Here is a 19024-nt window from a genome sequence, read left to right on the forward strand (position 1 = left end):
CTGCATGCATATTCCGTGCGTCCTGACGATAGCGGGCTCAGACCCCTCCGGGGGAGCCGGCATTCAGGCGGACCTCAAGACATTCTCTGCGCTGGGCACCTACGGGGCCAGCGTGATCACGGCGCTGACGGCGCAGAATACCTGCGGCGTGCGCAGCGTGGAGGCGGTCTCGCGGGAATTCATCGCCGCACAGCTGGACGCCGTGCTGGATGATCTCGATATCCGTGCCGCCAAGATCGGCATGGTGGCCGATCCGCTGGTGGTGGAAATGCTTGCCGGCCGCCTTCAGCAGCGTCGCCCGCGCTGGGTCGTGCTGGACCCGGTGCTGGTTGCCAAGAGTGGTGATGCGCTGGTCAATGATGCTGCCATCCAGTCGGTGGCCGAGCACCTGGTGCCGCTGGCCGACATCATCACGCCCAACCTGCATGAAGCCGCGGTACTGCTGGGTGAGCGGCGCCTGATCGGGCGCTCCGACATGCCCGAGGTCGCCCGCGAGCTGTGTGCCCGAGGCGCGAAGGCGGTGTTGATCAAGGGCGGGGCGCTTGAGGGGCAGGCCTGTGATGACCTGCTGGTCAGCGATGCCGGCGAGCAATGGCTGTGCGCACCGCGTATCGAGACCGACAACCTGCACGGCACCGGCTGCTCGATGTCTTCCGCCATCACGGCGCGACTGGCGAACGGTCTGCCGTTGCCGCAGGCGGTGGTCGAGGCGCGTGAATGGCTGCTGGGCGCGCTACGCGCCTCCGATCAGCTCAACGTCGGCAAGGGCCGTGGTCCGGTGCATCATTTCCACGCCCTGTGGTAAGCCAGCGAGAGCCAGGCCTGTGAAACCCGGTCTGCAGGAGTGATGAACCCCGCAAGCTCCCCTTGATCCTGCCAGCCAACGAGTAGATGCCATGCCTATATCGCCGCTGTATCGCTTGTCCGTGTCAGCTGTCCGTGGCGCCGCTTGCAGCCTGAACGCCGCCTGTCATGCCGTCAGCCTGCCGGTGGCGAGTGCGCCGCGCTGGCTGGCCGCGGGCGTGATGGGGGCGCTGCTTGCCACCACCAGCCCGGCGGCGCTCGCCGTCGAGATCAAGGGGGTGACCTTCGCGGATCAGGTGACCACGCAGTCCGGCCAGCCGCTGACGCTGATTGGCAGTGGGCTCTTCACCTACCTGCTGTGGGACGCCTATGTCGGCGCCTATTATCAGGATGCGCGTCGCCCGCGCCCGGCGCCGCTCAAGGATGTCTCGCGCCGTCTGGTGCTGGAGTACTTCCATGCCATCGATGCCGAGGACTTCGCCAAGGCGACCACCAAGGGCGTGCGCAAGAACCTGTCAGCGGCGGATTTCGCGGCGATCGAGCCTGAATTGGCGCGCTTCAATCGTGCCTATCAGGACGTCGTGCCGGGGGATCGCTATGCGCTGCAATGGCTGTCCGCCGGTGGCGGCAGCGGCACGCTGTCGCTGGTGCTGAACGGGCAGGTCATCTTCGAAAGCGATTCACTGGCGCTGGCCAATGGCCTGTTCGCGATCTGGCTGGGCGACGAGCCGGCCCAGCAGGATTTCCGTACCCAGCTGCTGGGGCAGTAGCGCGTTCTCCATCTGGCCCCTCTCTAGCTTATCTGGCCCATCTGTCGCGGCATCGCCATCGTCTTGCGCCTCTATCGAGACATCACGAAAAACGCCCCTGCCGGGAGTCCCGGCAGGGGCGTTTTTTCATGCTCGTCTTTCTGTCTTTCTAACTTTCTATCACTCTTTCGATCCTTGCTATCTACCTGGCGGGGCTGACGCGCTTGCCTGGGCTTACTTGCCTTCGGCAGCCTTGATGTCGGCCTGCAGGGTGTCGAGGATCTTGCTGCCACGCTCACCGGATTGCTCACGATAGACTTCCCAGCCCTTCTCGCCGACCGGGCGGAAGGCTTCGCGCTGCTCATCGGTCAGCGTGATGATCTCGATGTCGCTATCTTCCTTGATCTTCTCCAGACGGTCGGCGTTGTACTCCTCCTGCTTCTCGAAGATGTACGGACGCATCTCGTTGGTGACCTTGTCGAGCATCTGCTGCTGCTCGTCATCCAGACCGGAATAGAAGTCACTGGAGGCCACCAGCGTGGTGATGAACTGAGCCTGCTTGGCCTGGATCATGTAGTCCTGAACTTCGTAGAAGCTCATTTCCTGGATGGCGAACACCGGGTTCACCTGGCCGTCGATCTGGCCCAGCTGCAGGCCGGAGTAGACCTCGGAATAGGGCATCGGCGTCGGGTTGGCACCGTAGCCGCGATAGCTCTCGACCAGAATCGGCGAGGTCATGGTGCGGATCTTGAAGCCTTCCATGTCCTCGGGTGTCTTGATGTCACGGTTGCCGGTCCACACCATCCAGCCCTCCGGAATCACGCCCAGCAGCTGGAGGTTCTGCTCGGTGTAGGCCTCGGACAGCATGTCGATGGCCTTGGAGTTGCCAAGCACCTCTTCATTGACGGCATTGTCGTCGGAGAACAGGAAGTGCAGCGTGAAGACGCCCGACTCCGGAATCACCGAGGCCAGGTGACCCGGTGAGGCAAAGGTCAGCTGGATGGCATCGCTCTGCACCAGTTCGGTGAGCTGTGAGGAGGTACCCAGTGCACCATAGGGGTAGATCTCGACATCGATGTCACCACCGGAAGCCTCTTCGATGCGCTTCTTGAATTCCTGGGCGTAGGCATCCTGCACGCTGCCGGAGACCTCCTCCAGCGCGAAACGCCAGGTGTCCGCCTGCACGCCCGCGGAGGCCAGCGCCGCCATGCCCAGGCCGGACGCGAGGACGCCTCCCTTGATGAACGCGGCGAGACGAGAAAGGGGAACAGGAGTCCTGGACGTCTCGCGATTCTGCTCGGGTGACGGGTTCCATTGCATCGTCATCTTGTTCTCCTTGTGTGATTTCATCAGCGTCGGGCGGCTCTGGGCATACCCGGCGTGCAACTTGCATCGTTTAGATAATATTGCCATTCTTAATATAATAAAAAAATTACCAAATTGGATAGTATGATTAGAATTTATTATGAATAAGCTGAGCCTGTGCGCATGAGGCTCTGGTACTCGAGCTCTGGTGCTTGAGGATCTGTCCGTCGCTCGCCAGAGCTTCACGCTCGGTCTTCACGATCGGCTCCCGGCGCCAGACCGACATGCCGCGCGTCGGCCGCATACTGATTTCAAGCGCCGCTAATAAAGCTAGAACAAGAGTAGCCAGAGTGAAAATCACGACGGTGCCGCGGAAAATTTCAATGGATCGCACTGGCAAATGCAGGTCGTCTGGCGCAAACCACTGCGCTCATGACATCTGGTAGAAAGCCTATCTGGCAGGATGCCACATCAACAGGAAGCCGCTTCATGAACTCGCCCCCCTCCAAGTCTCCCTCCGCTGACGAGACCCGCCCCGCCCCGGCCGAGACGAATGGCGCTCAGGACCCCCTCGCACATCTGCCTGCGCCGCTGCGCCGTCTGGCCGCCTGGTTCGAACGTGGTGACCAGGGCCTGGCGCATGTCGAGCGCTGGTTGATCGCCCTGTGCGTACTGGGCATGGCGACGGCCAGCATCGCCAACGTCATCGGGCGCAACGTCTTCAACTACAGCCTGCCGTTCACCGAAGAGCTGATGCAGATCCTGCAGCTGTGGCTGACCTTCCTCGGCATCAGTTACGGCGCGCGCGCCGGGCGTCATATCCGCGTGACGGCGCTGCTGGACTTCATGCCGCCGTGGTTGCGCAAGGTGCTGCTGATCGCCGGACAGGTCATCACCTGTGCCTTGCTGGCCTACCTCGCCTGGCTGGCGGTGGATTATCTGCAGAGTCTGGCCAAGTCCGGGCGTGTCACGCCGTCGCTGCGCTGGTCGCTGGCGGCGCTCTATGCCGTGGTCCCGCTGGGACTGGCGCTCGGGGCTCTCCAGTACCTGATGGCGATTCTGCGCAACCTGCTGGCGCAGGGCGCCTGGTTGTCATGGCGTACGGCGGAGATGGACGAGAACGAGGAAGTCGACGGCAGTGGCGCGCTCTAGCTACTGCGCCGGGAATGTCTTCTCGATGGCTCGATAGACGATTGATCACACTTCATTGACCCAGGGACGGAAGCTGCGATGTGGATTCTGCTCGTGATGGTGGGGCTGCTGTTGCTTGGGGTACCCATGATGGTGCCATTGAGTGTCGGCACCTTTTTCTTGTTGTTCAGCGATTTTCCCTTCCTCAAGCCGGAGCTGGTGATCCAGCAGATGATCGGCGGCCTGCAGCCGGTGGTGCTGACGGCGGTGCCGATGTTCATTCTGGCGGCCGATATCATGCTCAAGGGCTCCACTGCCCAGCGCCTGCTGGATCTGGTCGAGCGCTTCGTCGGCCACTGGCGCGGTGGCCTGCCGGTGACCACCGCGCTGGGCTGCACCCTGTTCGGCGCGGTGTCCGGCTCTACCCAGGCCACGGTGGTGGCGATGGGGCGCCCGCTGCGCCCGCGGCTGCTGGAAGCCGGTTACAGTGACAAGTTCACCATCGCGTTGATCATCAATGCCTCCGATATCGCGCTGCTGATTCCGCCCTCCATCGGCATGATCATCTATGGCGTCGCGACCGGTACCTCGGTGGGTGACCTGTTCATCGCCGGTATCGGCCCGGGGCTGATGATCCTGGTGCTGTTCTCGCTCTACTGCATGTGGAAGTCGTGGAAGCTGGGCATCGCCCCGCAGCCCAAGGCGGACTGGCCCGCACGCCTCAAGGCCTTGAAGCGCGCCAGCCTGCCGGCGGGCTTCCCGGTGATCATCATCGGCGGCATCTACTCGGGCATGTTCTCGCCGACGGAGGCCGCCACGGTCTCGGTGATCTACGCGCTGATTCTCGAGATGCTGATCTATCGCGGCGTGACCCTGAAGGACCTGCCCAGTGTGGCCTTCTCCACGGGGCTGATCACCGCGGTGGTGTTCATCCTGGTGGCGGCGGGCGCGGGCTTCTCGTGGATGATCTCCTTCGCCAAGATTCCGGATGCCATCCTCGGCGGCTACATCCCCTACCTGTCGGAGCATGCGCTGGCGCTGTTGGCGGTGATTGCGGCGGCCTACTTCGTCGGCTGCATGTTCGTGGACCCCATCGTGGTGATCCTGATTCTGGCACCGGTGTTTGCGCCGGCAGTCGATGCCGCCGGGCTGGACCCGGTGCTGGTCGGCACCCTGGTCACCCTGCAGGCGGCGATAGGTTCGGCGACCCCGCCCTTCGGCTGCGACATCTTCACGGCGGTGGCGGTGTTCCGAAAACCGTACATGGAGGTCATCCGGGGGACGCCACCCTTCATTGCCCTGCTGTTGCTGGCGACGGTGCTGCTGATGCTGTTCCCGCAGATCGCGCTGTTCCTGCCGAGCCTCGCCAACTAGCAGCTCGCCCACTCAAGTAGCACCTGTCGCGCCCCGCAGGCCCAGTCTGCGGGGCGTTCGCGTCTGGTATGCTCCCGACCACGAAATGTCATGAACATCATTCATCTCTTGAAGGAGCAAGCGGCATGCGAGCATTGATCCAGCGCGTCACACGGGCGGAAGTCGTGGTCGAGGACGAGAGCGTCGGCGCCATCGAGGGCGGTCTGCTGGTACTGGTGGGCGTCGAGAAGGGCGATGACGAGGCGCGTGCCGACAAGCTGCTGCACAAGCTGCTGCATTACCGCGTATTCGGTGACGAGAACGACAAGATGAACCTCAACGTCCAGCAGGCGGGCGGCAGTCTGCTGCTGGTCTCGCAGTTCACGCTGGCGGCGGACACCGGCAGTGGCATGCGCCCCAGCTTCTCTTCGGCAGCGCCACCGGCGGAAGGCGAGCGACTGTTTGCCTATCTGGTCGACAGGGCGCGTGAGCGCGGGAAGGAACTTGGAGTGGGGATCGAGACCGGACGCTTCGGCGCCAACATGCAGGTCTCGCTGCTCAATGACGGGCCGGTGACCTTCCTGCTCGAGAGCTGAGGCGCCAGGCTCACTGCATGAAAAAGCCGCCCCCGAGGGAGCGGCTGCAAGCATTGGATGATGAGGCCGCCAGGCAGGGAGATCCTGCCCGGCGGAAGGAGGGCGTTATTCGATGCCTTCCGGGTTACGCGCATTCAGGTAGGCCTGCTCAGAGACCTCATGCCACTTCTCGACCTTGCCTTCGAAGGTGGTGTAGGACTCGTAGATGCGGCCAGCCAGATCGTTGGAGTCGCCGAGCTTCTTGACCACTTCGCCGGACAGCTCGCGCGCCTTGTCGAGCACGTCCTGTGGGTAGCGGCGCAGCTCGACCTTGTGCTCGTTGAGCAGCGTCTCGAGGGCGTCGTTGTTGCGCGCGGTGTACTCGTCGAGCATGTCCTGGTTCACGTCACGTACCGCGGAACGCAGGATGGCCTGCAGGTCCTTGGGCAGCTCGGCCATGGCGTCGTCATTGACGATGGCCTCGAAGGTGACGGTCGGCTCGTGCCAGCCCGGATAGTAGTAATACTTGGCAGCCTGATAGAGACCGAAGGCCAGGTCGTTGTACGGGCCGATCCACTCGGTGGCATCGATGGCCCCGGACTGCAGCGAGGTGAAGATCTCGCCGCCGGGCATGCTGACCGTCGCCACGCCCATCTGCTGCATGACATCGCCACCCAGACCCGGGATACGCATCTTCAGGCCATCGAGGTCGGCGACCGAGTTGATCTCCTTGTTGAACCAGCCGCCCATCTGCACGCCCGAGGCGCCGCCCGCCATGACTTCGACGCCGAACTTGTCGTAGACCTCGTTCCACAGCTCCAGACCGCCGCCGTAATGCAGCCAGGCGTTCATTTCCTGCGCGGTCATGCCGAAGGGCACTGCCGCGAAGAACTGGGCTTCCGGTGCCTTGCCCTTCCAGTAGTAGGAGGCTGAGTGACCGATCTGCGCGGTACCGGAAGATACCGAGTCGAGTACCTCGAAGCCCGGCACCAGCTGGCCTGCCCCGTAGACCTTGATCTTGAGACGCCCGTCGGACATCTCATCGACCAGGCGTGCGAGGCGTTCTGGCCCCTGACCGACCCCCGGGAAGTTCTTGGGCCATGAGGTGACCATCTTCCAGGTATAGGTATCCGCGGCATTGGCGACGGCCGGCAGGGTGCCCATGGCGGTCATGGTGCCGACGGCGATGCCGAAGGCGAGTTTGTTGAGTTGCATGGCATGCTCCTTGAAGTGCCCGATTGTTGTTGTGCACCGGTCATCGACCGGCGCTGGGCAAGAGGTGGGCCGCGAACGGCTCCCGTGCATCTGCATGAGCCGACTGGCGGCTCTCCCATCAGCTGGCGGGGCAGGCCCCGCCAATTCAGTTGCTGTTCTGTCCTTGTTCTGTTTCTTGTCCTGCTCTTGGTTCTGGCCCGTTAGTCGTCGTCTAGAACTGGGCCGGCAGCCAGGTGGCCAAGCCCGGGAAGGCGGCGAGTGCTCCCAGCATGCACAGCTGGATCAGGATGAACGGGATGACGCCCTTGTAGATCTGCTTGGTGCTGACTTCCTTGGGGGCCACGCCGCGCAGGTAGAACAGCGCGAACCCGAATGGTGGTGTCAGGAAGGAAGTCTGCAGGTTGATGGCGATCATGATGCCCAGCCAGATCGGGTCGAGGCCCATGGCCAGCAGCACCGGGCCGACGATCGGCACCACCACGAAGGTGATCTCGATGAAGTCGAGGATGAAGCCGAGCAGGAAGATCACCAGCATCACCACCAGGGTGGCACCGATGACGCCGCCGGGCATGTTCTCGAAGATCTCGGTGACGACCTCTTCGCCGCCGAAGCCGCGGAACACCAGCGAGAACAGCGCCGCACCGATCAGGATCAGGAACACCATCGAGGTGACATTGGTGGTGGAGCGCACCACTTCCGTCAGGGTCTTCAGGCTCAGCTTGCGGTTGGCGAGGGCCAGCATCAGCGCACCGAAGGCACCCACGGCAGAGGCTTCGGTCGGGGTCGCGAGACCGCCGAGAATCGAGCCGAGCACACAGACGATCAGCACGATAGGCGGCACCAGGCCCTTCATCAGCAGCCAGAAGATGCTGCCGGTATGCCCCAGCTCTTCCATCAGCGCATCACGATCGACGGCCGGCGCCTTCTCCGGCTTCAGCCAGGCGACCATGGCGATGTAGACGATATAGGCGAGCACCAGGATCAGGCCCGGAATCAGTGCGCCGATGAACAGGTCACCCACCGAGACGGTCTTCGGGCTCCAGATACCCATCGACAGTTGCGCCTGCTGATAGGCGGAAGACAGCACGTCGCCCAGCAGGACCAGTGCGATGGACGGCGGGATGATCTGCCCCAGGGTGCCGGTGGCACAGATGGCGCCGGTGGCCAGTGACGGGTCATAACCGCGCTTGAGCATGGTCGGCAGTGACAGCAGGCCCATGGTGACGACGGTCGCGCCGACGATACCGGTGGAGGCGGCCAGCAGCATGCCGACGATGGTCACGGAAATCCCCAGCCCGCCACGCAGCGAGCCGAACATCAGCGCCATGGCGTCGAGCAGCGTCTCGGCGACCTTGGACTTCTCCAGCAGCACGCCCATCAACACGAACAATGGCACGGCCAGCAGGGTCTGGTTGGTCATGGTGCCGTAGAGGCGGTTGGGCATCGCGGACAGGAAGCTGGCATCGAATACGCCCTGGGTAATGCCCAGCGCATCCAGCCCCATGCCGAGTCCGGCGAAGGCAAGCGCGGTACCGGCCAGTGACAGCGCCACCGGATAGCCCAGCATCAAGACGATACAGATACACACGAACAGCAGCAGTGGCATGATCTCGAGCATTACACCAGCTCCTCATCGTGGTCAGGGGTGTCATCGCTCGCATGCGGAGAGGGCAGGCGGCCCATCAGGAACAGCAGATGGCGGCCGGCTTCCGCCACGCCTTGCAGCATCATCAGGATGGCGATGGCCGGAATCAGGGTCTTGAGCAGGTAGACGCCCGGCAGGCCGCCGGATTCGGGTGAGGCTTCCTTGATGCCCCAGGAATCGCCCACGTAACCGAGGCTGGAGAGCAGGATGAAGGTCATCACCGGGAACAGCAGGAACAGGGTGCCGCCGAGATCGACCCACGACTTTCCGCGGTGCGACATGCGCTGATAGAAGATATCCACCCGCACATGGCCGTCGTGCTTGAGCGTGTAGCTGGCGGCGAGCAGGAAGACGGCCGCGTGCATGTACATCACGGATTCCTGCATGGGGATGCTGTTGATGTTGAAGGCGTAGCGCAGCATCACGATGGTGAATTCGACCAGCATCATGATGACGACCAGCCAGGACACACAGCGTCCCAGCCCCTCGGTCATGCGGTCGAGCCCTGTGAGCCAGCCGGGGGTAGAGGCATTGGCAGACATGGAGTCCCCTTGGCCTGCGGGTAGCAGGTGATGATTGTTGGTGTTGTTGTTGCTTTGCCGACAGCGTCTGCTGTGTCTTTGCCAAGCGCTTGTGTTGCAAGCGATTGCTGGCAAGGTCGCCGATTCAGATGTTGCTCATGTTGTGGTCAGTCGCGGTGTCCAGCAAGCCGTGATGGCATCGCTTTGAACAACGCTATTCCACGCTTCATCCCTGTAAGTGACGTCGCTCGGATGCGGCATGCCATCAGTCATCGCTAAGTCAACGATTAATCCACGTCATTGGCAGACAAAGAGTAGCGAGCGGCGCCGCAACAACAAATGGATCATTGGTCTGACAGGCGGTTTTTGTCTTTGCTTACAGTGAGATAGGCGAAGAAATACCGGCAGGCAGGCAAGGAAACGGGCAAGTAAGGGCGCGGCAGATCGCGTCATGCGCATCCAACAGTCGGCAAGCGATGCGCCGCAGACGCGGGGGCAGGGGCAAGCGTCATGGCGCAGACAGCTGCCGGCAAGCCGTAGCTGAGGGTAGCCTGGGTCGGGAGAGTCAGGCAGGAAAGCCAGGTGGGAGAGCCAGGCAGTAGAGGGGGCGATATCCGGGGGGGATCGATATCCGAGGGGCAGGCGTCAGAGATGCCTATGCAAGAGAGACAGGCGTCAGGCGAGCCCGATCGCCTTGCGGCATGCGGCTGGCAGATGGACTTCTACCGCAAGCGGCAGATGGTCGGAGAACAGGTGCGACAGCGTGGTCGGGTGGCTCAAGCGCAGCGTCGAGGAGACCAGGATATGGTCGAGCCCACGGCGTGGCTGCCAGGCCGGGTAGCTGTTGATGGCCTTGCTGGGGCGGGAGTCGAGTGCCTCGCTGAACGCCTTGTGCTGACGAAGCTGGGCCAGCGTGCAATTTAGGTCGCCCATCACGATGACATGCTTGAGGGGCGCGATCAGCTCGCCGAGATACTGCAGCTGACGATGCTGGATACGGGCACCGAGTGCCAGGTGGGTCACGAAGACATGCAGGGCGTGTTCGCCCTCGCCGAAGCGGGCATGGATGGCCCCGCGTCCCGGTAGGGTACCGGGCAGGCTGTGCTCTTCGAGATGGCTGATCGGCAGGCGCGACAGCAGGCCGTTGCTGTGCTGAGCCAGGCGGCCCAGATTGCGATTGAGCTGCTGATAGCGATGCGGGAATTCGGCCGTCTCGGCCAGTGAATCGACCTGATTGACGTTGCCGGAGCGGAAACTGCCACCGTCGACTTCCTGCAGCCCGACGATATCGTAGGGCGTGATGGCGGCGGCGATCAGCTCCAGACGCTTGCGGCGCATCGGGTGTGGCAGCACATGCTGCCAACCGCGGGTGACGTAGTGATGCCACGCCGCGGTATGGATACCGACCTGCATGTTGAAGGTCAGCAGACGCAGGGGAGGTGCCGTCTCGTCGAGTCCGGCACCTCCCGCGGCGCTGGCGGCCACTGGGTCAGCAGCCGCTGCCATCAAGCGGCGTCCTTGCTGCCGGCTTTCTCTTCACGCACCTGCTCGACCAGCTCGTCGGTGATCTTGAGCATGTTCTGCAGTGAGCCTGCCGTGCTCGGCGAGATGACATAGCGGCCATCGACGATCAGTGCCGGTACGCCCATGATCTTGTAGGCGCGCATCTGGGCGTGGGCCTGATTGACCTGGCTCTTCACGCCGAAGGAGGTCAGCGACTTCTTGGCGTCTTCTTCGCTGACGCCGTAGTCGCTATAGAACTTGGCGATATCATCCGGATCGGTCAGACGCTGATGGTCCTGATGGATGGCATCGAAGAAGGCCTTGTGGGTCTCGTCGAGGATGCCCAGGTCCTTGGCGGCATAGAAGGCATAGGCGTGCTTGACCCAGTCCTGCCCCATGGTGGCCGGCAGACGGTTGAAGGTCACGTCACTCGGCAGCTCGTCGACCCACGGCTCGAGGCTGGATTCCAGCTTGTAGCAGTGCGGGCAGCCATACCAGAACGCTTCGACCACTTCGACATTGCCCGCCGGCGCGTCGGTCTTCACCGGCTCGTCGAGTACCTGGTAGTCCTTGCCAGCTTCAGCGGCGAACACGCTTGCTGACAGGCCAAGGCCCGCCACCAGAGTCAGTAGGGGTTTCCACTTCATGGAACATCTCCATCGGATTGAGGCATGCCCGGGCATGATACCCGGCAACATTAGTGATGCATCGAGTATGCGTGTCAGCCACCACTGCTGTCGAGACTGCCGGGCGGGACACGGCGGATCACTGTCGGGCCAGCCTAGCGTGACAAGGTTGACCGTTGGATGAACGCCGTTCGATCACGCGCCGTACAAGGCGTCGCTCGAACACGCCCCGTGAACGGCGTGCTGGTGCCGGTCGTCATCAAGTCAGTCATACGCGATACCCGGCTGAACGGATGCCTCAGCGCAGGCCGTGGAGATATTCGGCCACCCGCTGCATGTCGCTGTCACTCATGCGCGCGGCGATGCTGCTCATGATGGCGTTCGGGTCGTTATCGCGGCTGCCGTCGCGGAAGGCCTTGAGTGCTGAGACGGTATAGGCGGGGAATTGTCCGGCCAGCGCCGGATAACCTGCCGAGTCGATGCCTTCACCGCGCGGGCCATGACAGGCTGTGCAGGCCGCGATGCCGCGCTCGAGCGAGCCGGCCCGATACAGCGCCTCGCCTGCACGGGCCGCCTCTGGCTCGGCCTGACCGCGATTGGCGGGCTGCGCGGCGTAATGGGCCGCGATATCGGCGATGTCCTGATCGCTCAGGTTGTCGGCGATACCGGCCATCTGCGGCACCGAGCGGCGGCCATCCCGGATGTCTGCCGTCTGCTTGCGCAGGTAGTGGGCCTGCTGGCCAGCAAGATGGGGGAAGGCCGGCGTCGGCGAGATGCCCTGGGCGCCATGACAGGCAGCACAGACGGCAGCCTTGGCCTTGCCTGCCGCGGCATCGCCGACCAGCGACTCGGCGGCGGCCCCCGTCGGCAAGGTGGCGGCCAGCGTCGTGGCAGCAAGTGCCAGCAGCAGGCGCAAGGGGCGCACGGGGGTCTGCCTTGGTCTCATCAGCTCATCCATTTCACTGGTCCCTGTTTCACGAAGAGGCCCGTTCGGGGCTTGTATCATCCGGCGTGGATGGTGGTCTCTGTCATTTCCCCGGTGCCCGCGCCGTGCTGCGCGCGGTGAGAAGTGCACCCCACTCTCGCAGCCCGTGAGAGCGGGGTGGTACACTAGGCCTCATGATCGCCATGCTGACCTTGCAGGCAGTATAGCGAATCCCCTCAGGGCGCGTGAGCGTGCCTGTCGCCAGTCGTGTCATCGCAGTAATCCAGTGCATCTTCCCGCTGTCGTCGGCAAGTTGCAGCGCCGATGGCAGGGCATGCGGCACTCTTTTCGTTACACCGGTCGTTTCTTCTGCTCTCTCGTGATGTCGCGCGGGCGAGACGTCCGCCTTCAACAGGTATTCAGAACTCCCATGGCCGAATCAGCTCCTTCGACCCCCAAGCTCCATTATCGTCAGGCGCGCTTCCTGATCAGTGCCGCGACTCTGGCCCAGTGCCCGACGGACGTGGGTGCCGAAGTGGCCTTCGCGGGCCGCTCCAATGCCGGCAAGTCCAGCGCCATCAATGCGCTGACCTCGCAGAAGGCGTTGGCCCGTACCTCCAAGACCCCCGGCCGCACCCAGCTGATCAACTATTTCACCATCGGTGAAACGGGCCGCCATCTGGTCGATCTGCCCGGCTATGGCTATGCCAAGGTGCCGGACAAGGTGAAGCGCGAGTGGCAGTCCCATCTGTCCAACTACCTGCGCAACCGCCAGTCGCTGCGGGGCCTGGTGCTGCTGATGGATGTGCGCCATCCGCTGTCCGAATTCGACCAGATGATGCTGGGCTGGGCCGATGAGGCCAAGATGCCGGTGCATATCCTGCTGACCAAGGCGGACAAGCTGAAGCGCGGGCCTGCTGCGGCAAGCCTGCAGAAAGTGCGTCACGCGCTCAAGGAGTGGGAAGACCTGGTCACCGTGCAGCTGTTCTCGTCGCTGAAGTACTCTGGTGTCGAGCAGGTGCATGCCAAGCTCGACGAGTGGCTGGCGGACCCGTCGGTGATGGACGGCGTGGAAGAGATGGCAGGCGATGAGGCACCGCAGGACCCCTTCGACGACTGACTGAAGGCGTAAGGCGATTTGGGGCGAAGCCTCGAACCACGCCACCTTGCATGATGAAACGGCCACCCCTCGGGGTGGCCGTTTGCGTTACGACAGGCGCGCTGTCACTCACCTCTGCGCTTGAGCGCTTCCCCAGGGGCAACCACATGAACAGGCTGCGCGGCGCGCTGCTGATGGGGTCAAGGCGGGTCAGAGAGCTTGTCTCCCTGGGCGCCGAGAGAATATGCGGCACCTTTGCTGCGGGCTCGACGACTTCCGGCATCGTCACGGCCTCGCTGGGGACGAGCAGGCTGCGCATGGCCTCCTGTGGTGAGGCCGCCGGGGCCTCCTGCACGCCGGATTGCAGCGTCGCGAGGCTGGCACGCCCACTGTAGACCGCCACGATGACCAGCAACGCGGATGCCAGTACGATGGCCATGCCTTTCAGCAGGGCGCGACTGTTCTGGCGCGAGGGCGTCATGATCGGCGCACGCTGCTCGCCTTCACCATGCAGGGGCGGCCTCTGGGGAGAGGAAGATGACACATGGTAGCGCGGGAGTGAGTGGGTGCTCATGCTGGCCTCTCCTTTTGAGGTCGAGGTGGCAGGCATCTCCCAGCGCAGACTCAGGAACCCCAGACAGGGTTCAATATCGACGACGCTGAGAAACTTGTACATGAAATATGGTTGAGGCGTCATTTTTGTACAAGTTTTAATTCACTCAGCCATCGGGCACATCAGGCGCATCAGGCGCGCCACACCTTGAGCCTCAGCCGTCACTCAGTCATTCAGGCGTGCAATCAGCGCCGGCAGTTCGCGGATATGCGAGATGACATGTACGCCTGCCGGGACGGGGCCCGGGGCGCCCTGGCCCTTGACGTCGATCCAGGCGGCCTGCATGCCCAGGCGCGCGGCAGGCAAGGCATCTTCCTTCCATGAGTCACCGACATGCAGGGTGGTGGAGGGTCGGCTGCCCAGGCGAGCCATGGCGGCGAGGAAGGGGCGCGCATCCGGCTTGGGCGCCAGCCACTCGCCGGCGGCGATGCTGAACTCGAAATGATGATCCAGCGCTAGGCGAGCCAGGTCGACATTGCCATTGGTGATGGCACCAAGGCGGTAATCGCGGGCGAGGGAGTCGAGCAGCTCGCTGGCTTCCGGGAAGGGCGTCAATTCGTGGCGCAGCGCCAGGAAGCGCTCGATGGCGGCGCGTGACCAATGGCCCGCCTGCTCATCATCATGCCCGGCATCGCGCAGCATGGCGTGCATGGCCTCGCGCCGCAGCCAGGTGAAGTCACCGCGGCGCAGCGGGTGCTCCAGCCCCAGCTCCATGCGGCGACGCGTGTATTCCTCGAGGGGGAAGTCGTTGGCATGCCCGATCTCGCCATCCAGCCAGGCGTAATGCTCGGCCTCGGCGCGCTCCATCACCGCGCGATTGGCCCACAGGGTGTCATCGAGATCGAAGGTCAAGGCCGTCAGGCGAGGCGCGTTGGCAGGCGTCACAGGGTGTCATCCTTGAGTGGGGCATCAATAGAGGAGGTGGCGTCGGTGTCTGACGTTGCCGTCGCTGATCCGCGCTGGCGGCGGGCGCGAGGGTGCGCCTGATCATAGGCGCTGGCCAGTTGCTGCCAGTCGAGGCGCGTGTAGACCTGGGTGGTCGAGAGGTGAGCGTGCCCCAACAGTTCCTGCACGGCACGCAGGTCGCCGCTGGATTCGAGCAGATGACTGGCGAAGGAGTGGCGCAGGCGGTGCGGGTGCAGATGCTCGGGCAGGCCGCGTTCTTTCGCCTGCGTCACCAGCCTGAGCTGCACGCCACGCTGGCCGAGGCGCCGCCCCTGCTGGCCGACGAACAGTGCCGGCTCGTCCCGGGCGGCGAACTGGCCACGCACCACCAGCCAGGCATCCAGCGCCTGGCGGGCGCGTGAGCCGATCGACAGCTGGCGGGGCTTGTCGCCCTTGCCGCGTACGCGCAGGCGGCGGGTTTCCAGCATGTCGAGGTCGAGGCTGACCAGCTCCGAGAGACGCAAGCCCGCGCCGTAGAGCAGTTCCAGCATCGCCTGATCGCGGATCGCCAGCGGCGTGCCGTCATGCGGGCAGTCGAGAAAGCGCGCCAGGCTGTCGATATCCACCGGGCGTGGCAGATGGTCCGGCAGGCGTGGTGTCTGCACCAGCCCCGCCGGGTTGTGTGGCAGCACATCCTGCTCGACCAGCCAGCCACAGAAACGGCTGATCGCCGCGCGCCGCCGCGCCAATGAGCGTGGCGCGAGGCCACGACTGCGCTCGGCACCCAGAAAACGCCTGAGCGTCGGCACGTCCAGCGCCTGCCAATCCTGCGGCAGGGGCGGCGCATCCTTTGCACTAGCGGCGCTGCTGTCCGCCGCTGGACGCAGCATGAAGGTGGTCAACGCCTGCAGATCACGCGCGTAGGCGCTGACGGTCGCGTGGCTGCTGTCGAGGGCAAGCTCGGCCAGAAATTCCCGACAGGTCGCGGACAGCCCCTGCTCGGCGGCAACACGCTCGGCGCTGTTCGCTGCGGCGCTGTTCGCTGAGGCGCCGTGGGCCGACTCGAGGCGACTCATCGGCTGGCCTGGTCGTCACGGCTCGAGGAGCGCAGTGGCGCCTGGCCCGGGACATCGCGCCCCAGGCAGCGGGCCAGCACGTCGCCGAGGTATTCGGGAAACAGGGTGTCGAGACCGGCACGAAACTGCTCGGCATCGGCACTCGCCACCACCAGATAGCCCAGGCACTCGCCACGGGTCAGGCGCACGATGACGGCGGAGCCGCGCGTGGCATCGGCCTGGCTGGCATCGACGAGGTCTGCGCAGTCGGCGCCGAGTGGCCACTGATGGTCGGGCAGCAGGGCTTCCCAGCGCGTGCGCGGCATGGCCAGGCAGCGGCTGGCGCGCCCCTCGAGCAGGCGCTCGAACTGCTCGCCGCGCGCATCGTCGAGCGTCTGGCGCGGTGGCTGTGCCGAGGCACCGGCATCGCGCTGCCACAGACAGACGGCCGCGATGTCGAACAGCTCGCTGAGACGCGTGGCCAGCGTTTCGGCCAGCGCATCATCGGACTCGGCATCGAGCAGATCCAGCACCAGCTGACGCAGGCGCTGATAGCGACTCTCGTTGTCGCGTGCGGCGGTCAACAGCTCCTCGAGGCGCTCTTCTGCCTGATCGGTCCGCCCGCGCAGGTCATGTACCAGCCGCTCCAGCAACGAGATGCTGCCACCGCGCGCTTCCGGGTGTGGCACCCGCATGCGTTGCAGCAACCCTTCACGCCCCTCGAAGAAATCGGGATGCGTGGCCAGCCATTCGGCGACCCGATCCGGGTCCAGCGTGCGCGGGCGACGTGACACGGGTGACTCGGCCATGTGGGACTCCTTGCGGACGGTTGGCAGCGGGGCGCTGTCGGCCATGTTTCCGGCAGCGTCCCTCGGCTGGGGCTGGCGATCTACAGGATGATGCGGCCTTCGAAGACGGTCTCGGCGGGGCCGGTCATGAATACCGGCTGGCCGTCGCCAGCCCATTCGATGCTCAGGGTGCCGCCGGGCAGCGTGACGTTGACCGGGCTTGCCAGCAGGCCACGGCGAATGCCGGACGCGACCGCCGCACAGGCGCCGGTGCCACAGGCCAGCGTCTCGCCGACACCGCGTTCGAAGACACGCAGGCGCGCTTCGTGCGGCGAGACGACCTCGAGGAAGCCGGCATTGACGCGCTTGGCGAAGCGCGGATGCGCCTCGATCAGCGGGCCCAGCGTCAGCACCGGGGCCTGTTCGACACTGTCGACCAGCAGCACCGCGTGGGGGTTGCCCATCGACACGACGCCGATTTCCAGCGTCTCGCCGTCGACATCCAGGGTGTGCACCGGCAGGTCGGCCTCGGCCTCGAAGGGCAGCGCGGCGGGAGCGAAGCGCGGCGCCCCCATGTCGACGCGTACACGGCCATCTTCGGCCACGACCAGGGTCAGCGGGCCGCCGGCCGTCTCGACGCGAATCTCGCGCTTGGTGGTCAGGCGCTGTTCACGCACGAAGCGCGCGAAGCAGCGCGCCCCGTTGCCGCAGTTCTCGACTTCACTGCCATCGGCATTGTAGATGCGATAGCGGAAGTCCATGTCCGGGTCGCGGGGCGGCTCGACCACCAGCAGCTGGTCGAAGCCGATGCCGAAGTTGCGGTCCGCCAGACGGCGGATATCGGCATCGCGCAGGCGACTGCGCTGCGAGATCAGGTCAATGACCATGAAGTCATTGCCCAGTCCGTGCATCTTGGTGAAGTTCACCAGCATCAGGCATCACCTTCCGGCAGCAGTTGCTCACCGGTCCACAGTTCTTCGAGGCGCTCGCGACGACGCACCAGGTGCATCTCGGGGCCATCGACCATCACCTCGGCAGGACGGCAGCGGCTGTTGTAGCTCGAGGCCATCACGAAGCCGTAGGCACCGGAAGAGCGCACGGCGAGCAGGTCGCCCGGCGCGATGGCCAGTTCGCGGTCCTTGCCGAGGAAGTCACCGGTCTCGCAGACCGGACCGACCACATCGTAGCTGGCGGACTTGCGTGTCTCGCGCGTGTCGACGGTGACGATGTTCTGCCAAGCCTGATACAGAGACGGACGGATCAGGTCATTCATGCCGGCATCGATGATGGCGAAGTTCTTCTCTTCACCGGGCTTGAGGTATTCGACACGGGTCAGCAGCACGCCGGCGTTGGCGGCGATGGAGCGGCCCGGTTCGAACAGCAGCGTCATCTCGCTGCCGTGCTCATAGCGGGCCAGACGCTCCAGCAGAGCGCTGGCGTAGGCGAAGGGCTCCGGCGGAGTCTCGTTCTGGTAGGGCACACCGAGGCCGCCGCCGAGATCGAGGTGCTCGATGACGATGCCGCGTTCCCGCAGGCGATCCAGCAGGACCAGCAGGCGTTCGAGGGAATCGAGGAAGGGCGCCAGCTCGGTCAGCTGGGAGCCGATATGGCAGTCGGCACCGACCACCTGCACGTGCTCCATGGCGTTGGCGATCTCGTAGACCTCCAGCGCCTGTTCGACCGGAATGCCGAACTTGTTGGCCTTGAGGCCAGTGGAGATGTACGGGTGAGTGCCGGCATCGACGTCGGGATTGATGCGCAGCGACACCGGTGCGACACGTCCGAGACGGCCGGCGACGGCGTTGAGGCGTTCAAGCTCCGGCAGCGACTCGACGTTGAAGCACTTGATGCCCAGCTCCAGTGCACGCTCCATCTCGCCTGCCTGCTTGGCGACGCCGGAGAACACCACCTTGGCGGGGTCGCCGCCGGCCTTGATGACGCGCTCCAGCTCACCGGCGGAGACGATGTCGAAGCCGGCGCCCAGACGTGCCAGCACATTGAGCACCGCCAGGTTGGAATTGGCCTTCACGGCATAGCAGATGAGGTGCGGGTGATCGCCCAGCGCATCCTGATAGGCCTTGAAGTGGCGCTCGAGCGTGGCACGGCTGTAGACGTAGCACGGCGTGCCGTACTGCTCGGCCAGCGTGGCGAGCGAGACGTCTTCGGCGTGCAGCACGCCATCCTGATAAACGAAGTGATCCATGATCCGGCCTGCAAGATGTCGCGCCGGCG

18 protein-coding genes are annotated in these 19024 nt (G+C 64.3%); 6 read left to right on the plus strand and 12 right to left on the minus strand.

Translation table 11 applies throughout. The annotated features are described in order from the left end of the window. Positions 1-4 precede the first annotated feature (4 nt). Positions 5-805 (plus strand): bifunctional hydroxymethylpyrimidine kinase/phosphomethylpyrimidine kinase, encoded by an 801-nt coding sequence (gene thiD, locus R1T44_RS02080; RefSeq protein WP_317292483.1) that lies wholly within the window; start codon positions 5-7, stop codon positions 803-805. A gap of 91 nt (positions 806-896) precedes the next feature. Further along, on the plus strand, positions 897-1574 hold the full coding sequence (locus R1T44_RS02085) for a chalcone isomerase family protein (protein WP_317292484.1): 678 nt from the start codon (positions 897-899) through the stop codon (positions 1572-1574). 213 nt (positions 1575-1787) lie between these two features. On the opposite strand, the gene R1T44_RS02090 is transcribed toward R1T44_RS02085, so the two are convergent. Next, positions 1788-2879: a TRAP transporter substrate-binding protein gene (locus R1T44_RS02090; RefSeq protein WP_317292485.1), complete on the minus strand. Its 1092-nt coding sequence runs from the start codon at positions 2877-2879 to the stop codon at positions 1788-1790. Positions 2880-3347: 468 nt separating this feature from the next. On the opposite strand from R1T44_RS02090, the gene R1T44_RS02095 reads away from it, so the two are divergent. From R1T44_RS02095 to dtd, 3 genes are all read left to right on the plus strand, one after another. Further along, positions 3348-4010, plus strand: coding sequence for a TRAP transporter small permease (locus R1T44_RS02095; protein ID WP_159055814.1), 663 nt, complete (start codon positions 3348-3350; stop codon positions 4008-4010). Positions 4011-4088: 78 nt separating this feature from the next. Further along, entirely contained in the window at positions 4089-5363 is a 1275-nt protein-coding gene (locus R1T44_RS02100; RefSeq protein ID WP_054556427.1) for a TRAP transporter large permease, read from the plus strand. A 125-nt stretch (positions 5364-5488) separates the two neighbouring features. After that, entirely contained in the window at positions 5489-5938 is a 450-nt protein-coding gene (gene dtd, locus R1T44_RS02105; protein WP_317292486.1) for a D-aminoacyl-tRNA deacylase, read from the plus strand. Positions 5939-6043: 105 nt separating this feature from the next. Here dtd and R1T44_RS02110 read toward each other — a convergent pair whose 3' ends face one another. From R1T44_RS02110 to R1T44_RS02135, 6 genes are all read right to left on the minus strand, one after another. Then, positions 6044-7090 carry a TRAP transporter substrate-binding protein gene (locus tag R1T44_RS02110; protein ID WP_317292907.1) on the minus strand — a complete coding sequence of 349 codons (1047 nt, stop codon included), beginning with the start codon at positions 7088-7090 and terminating at the stop codon, positions 6044-6046. Between the two features lie 253 nt (positions 7091-7343). Next, positions 7344-8750: a TRAP transporter large permease gene (locus R1T44_RS02115; protein ID WP_043333325.1), complete on the minus strand. Its 1407-nt coding sequence runs from the start codon at positions 8748-8750 to the stop codon at positions 7344-7346. Continuing rightward, a complete protein-coding gene (locus tag R1T44_RS02120) occupies positions 8750-9319 on the minus strand; it encodes a TRAP transporter small permease subunit (RefSeq protein ID WP_043333327.1) in 570 nt (189 codons plus the stop codon). Before R1T44_RS02120 ends, R1T44_RS02115 begins: the two co-directional genes overlap by 1 nt. Positions 9320-9973: 654 nt before the next feature. After that, on the minus strand, positions 9974-10804 hold the full coding sequence (locus R1T44_RS02125) for an endonuclease/exonuclease/phosphatase family protein (protein WP_192839072.1): 831 nt from the start codon (positions 10802-10804) through the stop codon (positions 9974-9976). Beyond that, positions 10804-11448 carry a thiol:disulfide interchange protein DsbA/DsbL gene (locus tag R1T44_RS02130; RefSeq protein ID WP_043333328.1) on the minus strand — a complete coding sequence of 215 codons (645 nt, stop codon included), beginning with the start codon at positions 11446-11448 and terminating at the stop codon, positions 10804-10806. The genes R1T44_RS02125 and R1T44_RS02130 overlap by 1 nt, the downstream gene beginning before the upstream one ends. A gap of 277 nt (positions 11449-11725) precedes the next feature. Further along, positions 11726-12343 carry a c-type cytochrome gene (locus R1T44_RS02135; RefSeq protein WP_394805770.1) on the minus strand — a complete coding sequence of 206 codons (618 nt, stop codon included), beginning with the start codon at positions 12341-12343 and terminating at the stop codon, positions 11726-11728. A gap of 439 nt (positions 12344-12782) precedes the next feature. On the opposite strand from R1T44_RS02135, the gene yihA reads away from it, so the two are divergent. Further along, positions 12783-13472, plus strand: coding sequence for a ribosome biogenesis GTP-binding protein YihA/YsxC (gene yihA / locus R1T44_RS02140; RefSeq protein ID WP_054556430.1), 690 nt, complete (start codon positions 12783-12785; stop codon positions 13470-13472). A gap of 757 nt (positions 13473-14229) precedes the next feature. On the opposite strand, the gene R1T44_RS02145 is transcribed toward yihA, so the two are convergent. From R1T44_RS02145 to lysA, 5 genes are all read right to left on the minus strand, one after another. Beyond that, on the minus strand, positions 14230-14949 hold the full coding sequence (locus tag R1T44_RS02145; protein WP_317292488.1) for an HAD family hydrolase: 720 nt from the start codon (positions 14947-14949) through the stop codon (positions 14230-14232). Next, entirely contained in the window at positions 14946-16025 is a 1080-nt protein-coding gene (locus R1T44_RS02150) for a tyrosine recombinase XerC (RefSeq protein WP_317292489.1), read from the minus strand. The genes R1T44_RS02145 and R1T44_RS02150 overlap by 4 nt, the downstream gene beginning before the upstream one ends. Then, positions 16022-16813 (minus strand): DUF484 family protein, encoded by a 792-nt coding sequence (locus R1T44_RS02155; protein ID WP_192839076.1) that lies wholly within the window; start codon positions 16811-16813, stop codon positions 16022-16024. Before R1T44_RS02155 ends, R1T44_RS02150 begins: the two co-directional genes overlap by 4 nt. A gap of 80 nt (positions 16814-16893) precedes the next feature. Next, on the minus strand, positions 16894-17724 hold the full coding sequence (gene dapF, locus R1T44_RS02160) for a diaminopimelate epimerase (RefSeq protein ID WP_303568547.1): 831 nt from the start codon (positions 17722-17724) through the stop codon (positions 16894-16896). Beyond that, a complete protein-coding gene (gene lysA, locus R1T44_RS02165) occupies positions 17724-18995 on the minus strand; it encodes a diaminopimelate decarboxylase (protein WP_317292490.1) in 1272 nt (423 codons plus the stop codon). Before lysA ends, dapF begins: the two co-directional genes overlap by 1 nt. Positions 18996-19024: the final 29 nt, after the last annotated feature.

This window comes from Cobetia amphilecti (genome assembly GCF_032923285.1).
Lineage (GTDB): Bacteria > Pseudomonadota > Gammaproteobacteria > Pseudomonadales > Halomonadaceae > Cobetia > Cobetia amphilecti.

What these genes read in the sequence shown, in the direction of transcription:
- R1T44_RS02125 (WP_192839072.1), bottom strand. Translation starts at nt 10,804, where the DNA reads ATGGCAGCGGCTGCTGACCCAGTGGCCGCCAGCGCCGCGGGAGGTGCC.
- R1T44_RS02155 (WP_192839076.1), bottom strand. Translation starts at nt 16,813, where the DNA reads ATGGCCGAGTCACCCGTGTCACGTCGCCCGCGCACGCTGGACCCGGAT.
- yihA (WP_054556430.1), top strand. Translation starts at nt 12,783, where the DNA reads ATGGCCGAATCAGCTCCTTCGACCCCCAAGCTCCATTATCGTCAGGCG.
- R1T44_RS02120 (WP_043333327.1), bottom strand. Translation starts at nt 9,319, where the DNA reads ATGTCTGCCAATGCCTCTACCCCCGGCTGGCTCACAGGGCTCGACCGC.
- R1T44_RS02130 (WP_043333328.1), bottom strand. Translation starts at nt 11,448, where the DNA reads ATGAAGTGGAAACCCCTACTGACTCTGGTGGCGGGCCTTGGCCTGTCA.
- R1T44_RS02100 (WP_054556427.1), top strand. Translation starts at nt 4,089, where the DNA reads ATGTGGATTCTGCTCGTGATGGTGGGGCTGCTGTTGCTTGGGGTACCC.
- R1T44_RS02090 (WP_317292485.1), bottom strand. Translation starts at nt 2,879, where the DNA reads ATGACGATGCAATGGAACCCGTCACCCGAGCAGAATCGCGAGACGTCC.
- lysA (WP_317292490.1), bottom strand. Translation starts at nt 18,995, where the DNA reads ATGGATCACTTCGTTTATCAGGATGGCGTGCTGCACGCCGAAGACGTC.
- R1T44_RS02085 (WP_317292484.1), top strand. Translation starts at nt 897, where the DNA reads ATGCCTATATCGCCGCTGTATCGCTTGTCCGTGTCAGCTGTCCGTGGC.
- dapF (WP_303568547.1), bottom strand. Translation starts at nt 17,724, where the DNA reads ATGCTGGTGAACTTCACCAAGATGCACGGACTGGGCAATGACTTCATG.
- dtd (WP_317292486.1), top strand. Translation starts at nt 5,489, where the DNA reads ATGCGAGCATTGATCCAGCGCGTCACACGGGCGGAAGTCGTGGTCGAG.
- R1T44_RS02110 (WP_317292907.1), bottom strand. Translation starts at nt 7,090, where the DNA reads ATGACCGCCATGGGCACCCTGCCGGCCGTCGCCAATGCCGCGGATACC.
- R1T44_RS02150 (WP_317292489.1), bottom strand. Translation starts at nt 16,025, where the DNA reads ATGAGTCGCCTCGAGTCGGCCCACGGCGCCTCAGCGAACAGCGCCGCA.
- R1T44_RS02115 (WP_043333325.1), bottom strand. Translation starts at nt 8,750, where the DNA reads ATGCTCGAGATCATGCCACTGCTGCTGTTCGTGTGTATCTGTATCGTC.
- R1T44_RS02095 (WP_159055814.1), top strand. Translation starts at nt 3,348, where the DNA reads ATGAACTCGCCCCCCTCCAAGTCTCCCTCCGCTGACGAGACCCGCCCC.
- thiD (WP_317292483.1), top strand. Translation starts at nt 5, where the DNA reads ATGCATATTCCGTGCGTCCTGACGATAGCGGGCTCAGACCCCTCCGGG.